Origin of the sequence: Spirillospora sp. NPDC049024, from assembly GCF_040649235.1 — a bacterium.
Classification (GTDB): Bacteria; Actinomycetota; Actinomycetes; order Streptosporangiales; family Streptosporangiaceae; genus Spirillospora.
Genome location: NZ_JBEZFD010000011.1, coordinates 255,027 through 266,907, shown reverse-complemented (window position 1 = coordinate 266,907; position 11,881 = coordinate 255,027). Strand labels below are relative to the sequence as shown.

Genomic DNA, 11,881 nt, shown 5'->3' with positions numbered 1-11,881 from the left:
GTTCACGACGGGCCGCGGGCGATGGCGTCGCGGTACCAGGAGGCGCTGTCCTTCCAGGTGCGGTCGCCGGTGGCGTAGTCGACGTGGACGAGGCCGAAGCGCTTGGAGTAGCCGTAGGCCCATTCGAAGTTGTCCAGCAGCGACCAGGCGAAGTAGCCGCGGACGTCGGCTCCCGCCTGGCACGCCCTCTCGACGGCGGCGATGTGGTCGCGCAGGTAGGCGATGCGGCGGTGGTCGCGCACGCGGCCGTCGGCGTCCAACACGTCGTCGAACGCGGCGCCGTTCTCGGTGACCATCAGCGGGGTGTCCGGGTACTCGCGGTGCAGCCGCAGCAGGAGCTCTTCCATCCCGGTCGCGTCGATCGGCCACCCCATCGCGGTGTGGGGGCCGGGCTGCTCGGCGAACTCCACGGCGTCGCAGCCGACGAACGGGCTGGCCGCGCCCTGGCGGTGGCCGTCCGCGTGCGCGCGCGGGGTCGTGCCGTCCCAGTCCCGGACGAGGGTGGGCGAGTAGTAGTTGACGCCCAGGACGTCGAGCGGCGCGGCGATGATGTCCTCGTCCCCGTCGCGCAGGAAGCCCCAGTCGGTGAGGGACGCGGTGTCCTCCAGCAGGTCGGCGGGGTAGCCGTTGCCCAGCATGGGGTCGAGGAACACGCGGTTGGAGACGGCGTCCGCCCGCCGGACCGCCTCCGCGTCGCCGCGCAGGTGGTGCAGGTTGAGCGTGACCGAGTGCCGCGCGTGCGGCGACACCACGCCGCGCAGCGCCCGCACCGCCAGGCCGTGCGCGAGGTTCAGGTGGTGCGCGGCGGTGAGCGCGGCCACCGGGTCGGTGCGTCCGGGTGCGTGCACGCCGGACGCGTAGCCGAGGAACGCCGAGCACCACGGCTCGTTCAGCGTCGTCCAGGTGTGGACGCGGTCGCCGAGGACGCGCCCGACGCGCTCGGCGTAGTCGGCGAAGCGGCGGGGGGTGTCGCGGTCCGGCCAGCCGCCCGCGTCCTCCAGGGACTGCGGCAGGTCCCAGTGGTAGAGGGTCGCGACCGGGGCGATGCCGTGCTCCAGCAGCGCGTCGGCCAGGCGGGAGTAGAAGTCCATGCCCTTGGGGTTGGGCGTGCCGTCCGGCAGGACCCGCGACCAGGAGATCGAGAACCGGTACGCGCCGATGCCGAGTTCGGCCATCGTCGCGATGTCCTCCTCCCACCGGTGGTAGTGGTCCGTGGCGACGTCGCCGGTGTCGCCGTTCAGGACCTTGCCGGGAGTGTGGCTGAACGTGTCCCAGATGGACGGCGCGCGGCCGTCCTCCTGGGCCGCGCCCTCGATCTGGTAGGCGGCGGTGGCCGTGCCCCACAGGAACCCTTCCGGGAACCCCATCAGCTCTCCTCTTCCAGGGTGACGACCAGGTCGCCACCGGCGGCCTTGATGAGAACACCGTGCGGATGGTCTTCGGGCTCACCGCCCTCGACCCCGGCCACACGTGCGTTGACGAGGAGGACGTTCCAGGTTCCGTCGCCTGTCACGCGCACCTTTCCACCGTTTCTCACCGTCGTGAACGTGGTGTCTCCGACCCGGGTGACGACCGTGGCCCCCTCGGCGGGCTCGTACACGCGCAACGTGACGCCGTCCGCGTGGTCGTAGTCGGGACGGTCTTCCACCGCGCCCTCCGGCAGGACGGCGCCCGGACGGACCAGCAGCGGCACGCTGCCGAACCCGTGCCGCTCGCGGACCCAGCGGCCGCCCTCGACGCGTTCGCCGGTGAGGTAGTGCGTCCACACGCCTTCCGGCACGTAGTAGGCGACCTCTCCGCCGGACGAGAACACCGGCGCGACGAGCAGGTCGTCGCCCAGCATGTACTGGCGCTCCAGATGCGTGCAGGCGGGGTCGTCCGGGAAGTCGACGACCATCGCGCGCATCATCGGCAGCCCCTCCCCGTACGCCTGGCGTGCGGCGCCGGCCAGGTAGGGCATGAGCCGCATCTTCAGGCGGGTGAAGTGCCGCAGGACGTCCACGGACTCCTCGTCGAACAGCCACGGCACCCGGTAGGAGTGGCTGCCGTGCAGGCGGCTGTGCGAGGACAGCAGCCCGAACGCGATCCACCTCTTGAACAGCGCCGGATCGGGCGTCCCCTCGAAGCCGCCGATGTCGTGGCTCCAGTAGCCGAACCCGGACATGCCCAGGGAGAGGCCGCCGCGCAGGCTCTCCCCCATCGCCTCGAAGGTCGACTCGGCGTCGCCGCCCCAGTGCACGGGGAAGCGCTGGCCGCCGGTCGTGGCGGACCGGGCGAAGACCACCGCCTCCCCCTCGCCGCGCTTCTTGCGCAGCAGGTCGAAGACGGTCTGGTTGTAGAGGTAGGTGTAGTAGTTGTGCGCCCGCTCCGGGTCGGAGCCGTCGTGGTAGACGACGTCGGTGGGGATGCGCTCGCCGAAGTCGGTCTTGAAGCAGTCCACGCCCATGTCGAGCAGCGCTTCCAGCTTCCCCGCGTACCATTCCCGCGCCTCGGGGTTGGTGAAGTCGACCACGGCCAGGCCGGGCTGCCACTTGTCCCACTGCCACACGTCCCCGTCCGGACGCGTCAGCAGGTAGCCGCGCGAGCGCCCCTCCTCGAACAGCGGCGAGCGCTGCCCGATGTAGGGGTTGATCCAGACGCAGACCCGCAGGCCGCGGTCGCGCAGCCGGCGCAGCATGCCCTCCGGATCGGGGAACACCCGCGGGTCCCATTCGAAGTCGCACCACTGGAACTCGCGCATCCAGAAGCAGTCGAAATGGAAGACGCTGAGGGGCAGGTCGCGTGAGGCCATCCCCTCGATGAAGGAGGTGACGGTCTCCTCGTCGTAGGACGTGGTGAACGAGGTGGACAGCCACAGCCCGAACGACCAGTCCGGCAGCCGCGCGGGCCGTCCGGTGAGCGCCGTGTACTTGCGGAGGATCTCCTTCGGCGACGGCCCGTAGATGACGAAGTACCGCATCGACTGGCCCTCGACGCTGAACTGCGTCCTCGCGACGGCCTCCGACGCCACCTCGAACGAGACCCGCCCGGGATGGTCGACGAAGACGCCGTACCCCGCGTTGGTCAGGTAGAACGGCACGTTCTTGTACGCCTGCTCGCTGGCCGTCCCGCCGTCGGCGTTCCACACGTCCACGGCCTGGCCGTTCTTCACCAGCGGCCCGAACCGCTCACCGAGCCCGTAGACGAAGTGGTCCACGCCGAGGTCGAGTTGCTCCCGCACGTAGTGCCGGCCGTCGTCGGTGTCGATGACGGCCTGCGCCTTGGGCGCGCTGCCGGTCAGGCGGCGCCCGTCCGCGAGGAAGTCGACGCTCCACCGCTCGCCGCGCCCGACCCGGGCCGACAGGGCGCCCGAGGTCAGCACCGCCGCCTCGCCGTCCACGGACACCTCCCCGGCCGGGTCGGCGGCCAGCTCGAAGTCGGGTCCGCGGCGCCGCTCCCCCGCGAAGTGGGTGAGGGTGACGCCGATGACGTCCGGCATCGGCGACTCGCACGTCACCGTCACCACCGGGCCCTTGAGCAGGTCGCCCCGGTGCCGGATCCGCTGCACCGGCGCGTGGACCGTGAACGTCCCGGGCCCGGTGTCCACGTCGAGGACCTCCACCGGATGCGACGCCCGCACACCCTCGCGCAGCATCCAGTAGCCGTCGCTGAACTTCATTACTTGATAGCCCCCGCCGTCAGTCCGCGCGCAAGGGTGCGCTGGAAGATGAGGAAGAACACGACGGTCGGGAGGAGGCCGAGGAGCGACGCGGCGCTGGACATGGTGGCGTCCATGAGGCGCTGCCCCTGTAGCACGCCGAGCGCGACCGAGACCGTCTGGTTCTCGTTGGAGATGAGGAAGACCATGGGGATCAGGAACTCGTTCCAGGTCCACACGAAGAAGAAGACGAGCAGCACCGACATGGTCGGCCGGACGACCGGGACGACGACGCGCCACAGCACCTGCCACCGGCCGGCGCCGTCGATCCGCGCCGCCTCCAGCAGCGGGCGCGGGAACGCCGACATCACCGACGACAGCAGGTAGGTGCCGAACGCGCTCTGGATGACCGTGAACACGATGATCACGCTGATCCTGGTGTCGTACAGGCCGATCTGCTTCGACATGTAGTAGAGCGGGTAGACGAGCGCCTCCTGCGGCAGCGTGTTCGCCAGGAGCAGCAGGACGAGCACCCACATCCGCCCCTTGATCCGCCCGATGCCGAGCGCGTAGGCGTTGAGCACCGACAGCAGCACGGCGAGGATCGCGACGGAACCGCTGATGACCACGCTGTTCAGCAGGACGTGCCCGAAGTCGACGCGCTCCCAGAACTGCTGGAGGCCGTCCAGCGAGATGCCGTCCGGCGGCGACAGCGGTCCCGCCGAGGAGTACTCCTCGGGCGTCTTCAGCGCGTTGAAGACCACCACGACGAACGGGATCAGCATCACGCCTGCGAGCGCGACCAGCGCCACCAGCACCGCGTAGGCGGACGGCCCGCGGCGGCGGGCGCGCCGGGGCGCGCCCCTCCCGTCGCGCGGGGGCGCGCCGGACTTGCGCGTCAGCGTCGCGGTCATCGTTCCTCCCCGAGCTCACGTCCCTGCATGCGCAGGAAGACGACGGTCAGCGCGACGATGAGCAGCGTCAGCACCGTCGAGATCGCCGAGCCGTAGCCGACGTCGGACTTCTCGAAGAAGTTGACCCAGGAGTAGTAGGAGGGCACGTTCGTCGCCCCGCCCGGGCCGCCCTTGGTGAGCACGAAGATCTGCGGGAACGCCTTCAGCGCGGCGATCGTGGTCCACAGCAGCACGACGAAGATCTCCGGCCGGATCTGCGGGATCGTGATGTGCCAGAACCGGCGGCCCCACGAGGCGCCGTCGATCTCGGCCGCCTCGTACAGCGACGGGTCCACCCGCTGCAGCCCCGACATGAAGATCACGAGCGGGAAGCCGATCTGCATCCACACCATGACGCCGACGACGCTCCACAGCGCGGTGGCCGGGTCGCCGAGCCAGTCGTGCGCGAGGGAGCCGAGGCCTGCGGCGTCCAGCAGCGCGTTGACCGCGCCGTTCTCCGGAGCCAGCAGCCAGCTCCACACCACGCCCGCGATGACGACCGGCAGCACCTGCGGCAGGTAGAGGCAGGCGCGCAGGACGCTCGCGGTGCGCGGCCCGAAGTGCCGGTCGACCAGGTCGGTCAGGGCCGAGGCCAGCACCAGCCCGATCATCGTCGGGACGATCGCCATCCCGACGATGATCAGGACGTTGTGCCGGAACGAGGCCCAGAACTCCCCGTCCTCCACGAGCTCGCGGTAGTTGCCGAGCCCGATCCACTTCGGGGTCCCGACGCCCGTCCACTCGGTGAAGCTCGTCCCGATGTTCATCAGGAACGGCACGCCGATGACGGCGGTGAAGAGGAGCAGGCCGGGGAGCAGGTAGGGCAGGTACCCCCACTGCTCCCGCGACCGGCCGCGGCCCGGCGTCGTCACTTCGGCAGGCCGCCGTCGTAGGTCTTCTGGATGCCGCTCAGCACCTCGCCCGGCGCGGTTCCGTTCATCAGCTTCTGCGTCTGCGCCACCCAGGCGTCGTAGAAGCCGGCGACCGGCCAGTCCGGGTAGTAGGCGAGCCCGTCCGACGCCGACAGCCGGTCGAAGTCGGCGATGAGCTTCTTGGCCTTGGCGTCGGTGATCGCGGCCGGGTCCGCCGCGACCGGGACGCCGCCCGCGTTGCCGAGGGTGTTCTGCGCCTGCTTCTTCATCGTGATGTCGATGAAGTCGTAGGCGAGCTGCTTGTTCTTCGACCCCTTGGGGACGACCCACAGGTTCCCGCCCGAGCCGAGCGTCATCTTGGCGCCGGGCCAGACGGCGGTCTCCCAGTCGAACTTCGACTCGGCGGCGACCCGGCCGAACCACCAGCTCCCCGAGAACATCATCGGGAACTTGCCGCTCATGAACGCGACGCCGGCGTCCTCGGCCTTGAGGCTGACGGAGTTCTTGGCGACGTAGCCCTTCTTCACCCAGTCGGCGAAGGTGGTGGCCCCGTAGGTCCAGGCGGCGTCGTTGAAGTTCGCCTTGCCGGTGTAGCGCTGGAAGGCGTCCACCCAGGCGCGGTCGGCCTTGTCGAGGGCGAGCTGGTAGACGAACTGGTGCGCCATGTACTCGGCGCCCGCGTTGGTCAGCGGCGTGACGCCCTTCGCGACGAACTTGTCCATCGCGGCGGTCAGCTCGGCGAACGTCGTCGGGATCTCGACGCCGTTCTTCTTGAACAGGTCCTTGTTGTAGTAGACCTGCACGTACTCCGCATAGTCAGGAACGCCGTACCATTTGTCACCGCCCATGGTGCCCTTGGCGTCGTACTTGGCGGTGACCTGGACGTTCGGCTTGATCAGCTTGTCCCAGCCGCGCTTGGTGACCTCGGGGGTGAGATCGGTGAGCAGGCCCTGCTTGGACAGCAGCCCGGCGGTCGCGTTGCCCTTGTTGTACTCCATGACGTCGGGCGCGTCCTTGGAGTTGAGCACCATGGGCGCGGTCTTCTGGATCTGCTCGAAGCCCTTCTCCTCGAACTTCACCTTCACGCCGGGGTGGGTGGCCTCGAACTCCTTGACGGCCTCGGCCCACGCCTTGCCCATGGCGCTGTCGGGGGCCTCGTAGTGCCAGAGCTTCAGCTCCTTGCCGCCCGAGCCGCCGCCGTCGCCGTCGCCGCACGCCGTGAGCGACAGCGCCGCCGCGGCAAGGGCGGCGATCAGCGCCGCGCTCCTGCCTGCCTTGATCATGGGTCTTCCTCCGGGGTGGGCCGAGCGCCTGTCGAAGCGCTTCGATTGCCGGGATGTTAAGCCCTGGGTGAGCCGCGACACAATAGGTCGAGCCACATCAATTCGCCTCAAAACCCGCTGACCTGCGGCGATCGATTGGGAGCGCTCCCAGAAGCGGTCAGCCGCGGCACTCCGCCCCGTTCAGGGTGAACCGCGACGGCGCGCCGTTCGCGCCGTCCCGGCTCCCCAGGAACCCGAACTCGGCCGTCCCGTGCGGCGGGATCGACCGGTTCCACTCCGCCGCCGTCACCGTGACCGACGCCCCGTTTTGCACCCGGCTCCCGTTCCACAGCTGGGTGATCGTCTGCCCGTCCGGGAAGGCGAAGGCCAGCGTCCAGCCGTCGATCGCGCCGGCCCCGGCGTTGGTGATCCGGACGGTCGCCTGGAAGCCCCGCGGCCACGTCCCGTCGACCCGGTACGCCACCGAGCACGCGGTCGCGGCGGCCGTCGACCTGCCCGCCGACGGGGGCGGCGCCGCCGGTTTCGCATCGGACGAGTCGGACGAGTCGGGCGCGAGGGCCGCCAGGAGCGCGGCCACCGCGCACAGCGCCCCGGCCGCGACCCCGGCGATGAGCAGCGGACGCCGGCCGGACCCGCGCCTGGAGGGGGCGGGGTCGTCCAGGACGCGGGTCGGGTTCCCCGGCCCTTCCGCAGGCGGAGGGCCTTCACCGGCGGGCGCGTCGGCGCCACCGGGCACGTGGAGCCGGATGCCGGCGGCACCTGCCAGCACGCGGGCCGCTTCTACGGCGGTGGGCCGCGCGGCGGGGTCCGGAGACAGGCAGTCGCGGCAGAGCGCCGCGACCTCGTCGGGGGTGCCCTTCCGGAACGCCGATGCGGGTGTGGGCGGCGCGCCGGTCAGGCACTCGTGCAGGACGACGCCCAGCGAGTAGACGTCGGCCGCCGGGGTCGGCGACGCGCCGGTGACCAGTTCTGGCGCCATGTAGGCGGGGGTGCCCATCACCGGTCCGCCCGCCGTGCCGGTGAACGCGATGCCGAAGTCGAGGACCTTCACCTCGACCGGGGTGAGGAACACGTTCCCGGGCTTGATGTCGCGGTGCACGATGCCGGCCTCGTGGGCGGCGGCCAGGGCGTCGGCGACCCGCGCGCAGATCCCGGCCGCCTCCCGCCACGGCAGCGGGCCGCGCGACAGGCGCACGGCCAGGCTCTCGCCGTCCAGCAGCTCCATGACCACGTACGGGATCGGGCGGCTCTCGCGCCGCGAGGCGCCCTCCGAGCCGGCGCGGTGCTCGCCGTAGTCGTACACGCCGGTGATGCTCGGGTGGGTGAGCGCGGCGGCGGCCTGCGCCTCCTGGCGGAGCCGCCGCGAGAACTCCTCGGGCCCGCCGTCCTTGGGGACCTTGACCGCGACGGCCCGGTCGAGGACGGTGTCGACCGCGCGCCAGACGGTCGCCATGCCGCCGGCGCCGAGGGGCCGCTCGACGAGGTAGCGCCCGCCGAGGCGTTCGCCCGCGGCGATGATCTCGGGCATGGACGAAGCCTAGACCGGACTCAGGGCACGAGGTACCGGGTGTCGCGGACGTCCGTGATCGCCATGTGGCCGGGGGCGTGCCCGATGGCGAGCTTCGGCCGGGAGGCCATCACCGCCGCCTGCGGGGTCACTCCGCAGGCCCAGAAAACGGGGATCTCGTCGACCCGGATCTCGACCGGGTCGCCGAAGTCCGGCGCGGACAGGTCCTCGATGCCGAGTTCGACGGGGTCACCGACGTGGACGGGCGCGCCGTGGACCGACGGGTACCGGGCCGTCACCCGCACGGCGTCGGCCACCTGCGCGGCCGGGACGGGGCGCATCGAGACGACGAGCGGGCCGCCGAACTCGCCCGCGCGGCGGCACATCCGGTTCGTCCGGTACATCGGGACGTTGCGGTTCTGCTCGATGTGCCGGACGGGGACGCCGGCCTCGCGGAGCGCGTCCTCGAACGTGAAGCTGCACCCGATGAGGAACGAGACGAGGTCGTCGCGCCAGTGGGCGGTCGCGTCGGTCACCTCGGCGACCGGCTCGCCGTGCTCGTAGACGACGTAGCCGGGCAGGTCGGTGCGCAGGTCCCCGGCGAACAGCGCGGCCGAGGTCGCGCCGGGCTCGGTCACGTCCAGGACGGGGCACGGCTTGGGGTTGCGCTGCGCGAACAGGAGCAGGTCGTAGGCGTACTCGCGCGGCACGGCGATGAGGTTCGCCTGCGTCCAGCCCGCGCACCAGCCGGACGTGGGGACGCGCAGGCCGGCCCGGAACAGGGCCCTCGCCTGGTCCGGCGTGAGCGCGCCCGGGTCGAGGGGTGCGGTCATGATCTTTCCTCCCGGAGGTTCGGTGCGGGATGCGGCCGGAACCGGAGCCGCTGGCCGGGCCGGGCCTGGGCGGCACGTCCGATGTCGGCGGAGGCGACCACCGCGATCACGGGGTAGCCGCCGGTGAGCGGGTGGTCGGCGAGGAACAGCACCGGCCGCCCGGACGGCGGGACCTGCAGCGCCCCGGTGACCGTCCCCTCGCTGGGCAGCTCGCCGCGCCCGGCGTGCTCCAGTCCGGGGCCGTCCAGGCGCATGCCCACCCGGTCGATCTCGCTGGTCACCGTGTAGGCGGAGGAGAAGAGGGCCTCCAGCGCGCCGGGGGCGAACCAGTCGTGGCGGGGGCCGGGCATCGCGCGCAGCTCGATGTCGCCGCCGTGCGGCGGGCGGACGGGCGCGGCGTCCAGCAGCGGCGGGGCGGCGGGCGGCGGTCCTACGGGGAGGAGGTCGCCGGGCTTGAGCGGGGCGGGGCCGAGGCCGGAGAGCGTGTCGGTGGAGCGCGACCCGAGGACGGGCGGGACGGCGACGCCGCCGCGCACGGCCAGGTAGCTGCGCAGGCCCGCGGGCGGGGCGCCCATGCGGAGTTCGGCGCCGTCCGGCATGTGCACCACCGAGTAGGGGGCCTCGGCCCGGCCGTCCACCAGCAGCGGGGCGGGCGCGCCGGTCACCGCGGCGAACACGCCGCCCCGGCAGCGCACGTGCAGGCCGCCGAAGGTGACCTCGATCGCGGCCTCCCCCTCGGCGTTGCCGAGCAGCCGGTTCGCGAGGCGGAGCGAGCCCGGGTCCGCGGCGCCCGACACCCCCACGCCGAGCGCCGCGTGACCCGAGCGGCCGAGGTCCTGGACCGTGGCCAGGAACCCTGTGCGGAGAACGTCCAGTCGGCGCCTCAAAGTTCCCTCCGGAGCCTCATGGTTCCCGCCGGACGAAGCGGACCCGGGTTCCCGGGCGCAGCAGGGCGGGCGGGTCGCGTTCGAGGTCCCATAGGACGGCCTCCGTGCGTCCGATGAGCCGCCAGCCGCCCGGGGACTCGACAGGGTAGACGCCGCTGAAGCGCCCGGCGAGGCCGACCGCGCCCGCCGGGACGCGGACGCGGGGCGTCGCGCGGCGCGGGACGTCCAGCCGCGGGTCGCCGCCCTCCAGGTAGCCGAATCCGGGCGCGAACCCGGTGAACGCGACCCGCCACGGGGTCCCGGTGTGCGCGGCGACGACCTCGTCCGGGGCGAGCCCGGTGAGGCGGGCGACCTCGCGCAGGTCGTCGCCGTCGTAGACGACGGGGATCTCGACGTCCCCGGCGGCGCCGTCCGCCGCGCCCGGCCGGGTGGCGCGCACCGCGGCGGCGACCGCGGCCGGGTCGGCGGAGGGGTCGAGCAGCAGGGTCAGGGTGCGAGCCGCCGGGACGAGGTCGGCGACGCCGGGCGGCGGGGCCGCCGCGAGCGCGGTGTACAGGCCGAGCATCGCCGGGAGGTCCGGCAGTTCGACCAGCAGCGCCGCGTCGCCGCTCGGGAGGATCCGCACCCCGCCCTCACTTCCACAGGTCGTCGAGCCCGGACAGGCTGTTCCAGCCGAGGTAGAGCGACAGGACCCAGGCCGCCACGCCGATGGCAAGGAGCCAGACCGGGTACCGGTGGCCGCCGAGCAGGTCCCGGCGGCGGGCGGCCGCCCAGAGCAGCACGGCGAGTCCGAACGGCAGGATCAGCCCGTTCAGCGCGCCCGCGAGGACGAGCAGCTTCGCCGGGGTGGTGCCGACCGCGAGGTAGATGGCGGCGGAGACGAGGATGAACGCGACGACCAGCCGGTTGCGGTGCCGCTCGACGAAGGAGGAGAACGACACCAGGAACGACACCGAGGTGTAGGACGCCCCGATGACCGAGGTGATCGCGGCCGACCACATGATCAGGCCGAAGACGCGCAGCCCGGCCTGGCCCGCCGCGTGCTCGAAGGCCGAGGCGGGGGCGTTCTCCTTGGCGAGGGTCACTCCGCCCGCGACGACGCCGAGGACGGCGAGGAACAGCAGCACGCGCATCAGGGCGGTGACGAGGATGCCGGTGACCGCGCTGCGGTTGATCTCCCGGACGTGCTCCGGCCCGGTCAGCCCGGACTCGATCATGCGGTGCGCGCCCGCGTAGGTGATGTAGCCGCCGACCGTCCCGCCGATCAGCGTGGTGATGACCAGGAAGTCGACGGTCTCCGGCGCGATGCTCTGCCGGAGCGCGTCCCCGAGGGGCGGTTCGGACACCACCGCCGCGTACAGGGTCAGCAGGATCATCACGCCGCCGAGCACGACGACGATCCGGTCCATGGCGACGCCGGCCCGCCGGACCAGGAAGATCGCGATCGCGGCCAGCGCGGACACCGCGCCGCCGATCTTGACGTCCAGGCCGAGCAGCGCGTTCAGACCGAGCGCGGTGCCGGCGATGTTGCCGATGTTGAAGACCAGGCCGCCGAACACGTCGAGCGCGGCGAGGCCGTACCCGGCGCCGGGCAGGACGCGGTTGCCGAGTTCCTGGGCGCGCATGCCGGAGACGCCGACGACGCGCCACACGTTCAACTGGATCGCGATGTCCACCAGCACGGACACGAGGATCGCGAACGCGAACGCGGCGCCGAGCTCGGCGGTGAACACGGTGGTCTGGGTGATGAAGCCGGGTCCGATGGCGCTGGTGGCCATCAGGAACATGGCGCCGGTGAGGGCGGCGCGGCGGGAGCGGGCGGTGGGGGCGGTGGTCGTGTCGAGGGTCGCTGGGTCCGTCATGGCGGGGGCCCTTCCGGGGGGTTCGACTTTCCGCAAGCGTAGGGATT

At 72.1% G+C, this 11,881-nt stretch carries 10 protein-coding genes; all 10 read right to left on the bottom strand.

Going from position 1 to position 11,881, the window contains the following annotated elements; all coding sequences use genetic code 11:
• Window positions 1-2 precede the first annotated feature (2 nt).
• The 10 genes from AB0C21_RS22230 to AB0C21_RS22185 all read right to left on the bottom strand — a co-directional run bounded on the left by AB0C21_RS22230 (window position 3) and on the right by AB0C21_RS22185 (window position 11,834).
• Complete coding sequence (locus tag AB0C21_RS22230) at window positions 3-1,367, bottom strand: GH1 family beta-glucosidase (RefSeq protein WP_500206570.1); 1,365 nt, start codon at window positions 1,365-1,367, stop codon at window positions 3-5.
• Complete coding sequence (yicI, locus tag AB0C21_RS22225; RefSeq protein ID WP_500206568.1) at window positions 1,367-3,658, bottom strand: alpha-xylosidase; 2,292 nt, start codon at window positions 3,656-3,658, stop codon at window positions 1,367-1,369. The genes AB0C21_RS22230 and yicI overlap by 1 nt, the downstream gene beginning before the upstream one ends.
• Window positions 3,658-4,551 (bottom strand): carbohydrate ABC transporter permease, encoded by an 894-nt coding sequence (locus AB0C21_RS22220; protein WP_500206566.1) that lies wholly within the window; start codon window positions 4,549-4,551, stop codon window positions 3,658-3,660. The genes yicI and AB0C21_RS22220 overlap by 1 nt, the downstream gene beginning before the upstream one ends.
• On the bottom strand, window positions 4,548-5,462 hold the full coding sequence (locus AB0C21_RS22215) for a carbohydrate ABC transporter permease (RefSeq protein ID WP_500206564.1): 915 nt from the start codon (window positions 5,460-5,462) through the stop codon (window positions 4,548-4,550). Before AB0C21_RS22215 ends, AB0C21_RS22220 begins: the two co-directional genes overlap by 4 nt.
• A complete protein-coding gene (locus AB0C21_RS22210; protein WP_500206562.1) occupies window positions 5,459-6,745 on the bottom strand; it encodes an ABC transporter substrate-binding protein in 1,287 nt (428 codons plus the stop codon). Before AB0C21_RS22210 ends, AB0C21_RS22215 begins: the two co-directional genes overlap by 4 nt.
• Window positions 6,746-6,902: 157 nt before the next feature.
• Window positions 6,903-8,273: a protein kinase domain-containing protein gene (locus tag AB0C21_RS22205; RefSeq protein WP_500206560.1), complete on the bottom strand. Its 1,371-nt coding sequence runs from the start codon at window positions 8,271-8,273 to the stop codon at window positions 6,903-6,905.
• 20 nt (window positions 8,274-8,293) lie between these two features.
• Complete coding sequence (locus AB0C21_RS22200) at window positions 8,294-9,085, bottom strand: putative hydro-lyase (RefSeq protein WP_500206557.1); 792 nt, start codon at window positions 9,083-9,085, stop codon at window positions 8,294-8,296.
• Window positions 9,082-9,972 (bottom strand): 5-oxoprolinase subunit C family protein, encoded by an 891-nt coding sequence (locus tag AB0C21_RS22195; RefSeq protein ID WP_500206555.1) that lies wholly within the window; start codon window positions 9,970-9,972, stop codon window positions 9,082-9,084. Before AB0C21_RS22195 ends, AB0C21_RS22200 begins: the two co-directional genes overlap by 4 nt.
• 16 nt (window positions 9,973-9,988) lie before the next feature.
• The gene (locus AB0C21_RS22190; protein ID WP_353820553.1) at window positions 9,989-10,597 is read right to left on the bottom strand and encodes a 5-oxoprolinase subunit B family protein; all 609 of its coding nucleotides are present in this window, start codon (window positions 10,595-10,597) and stop codon (window positions 9,989-9,991) included.
• Window positions 10,598-10,604: 7 nt separating this feature from the next.
• Complete coding sequence (locus tag AB0C21_RS22185) at window positions 10,605-11,834, bottom strand: NRAMP family divalent metal transporter (RefSeq protein ID WP_500206552.1); 1,230 nt, start codon at window positions 11,832-11,834, stop codon at window positions 10,605-10,607.
• Between the last annotated feature and the right edge of the window lie 47 nt (window positions 11,835-11,881).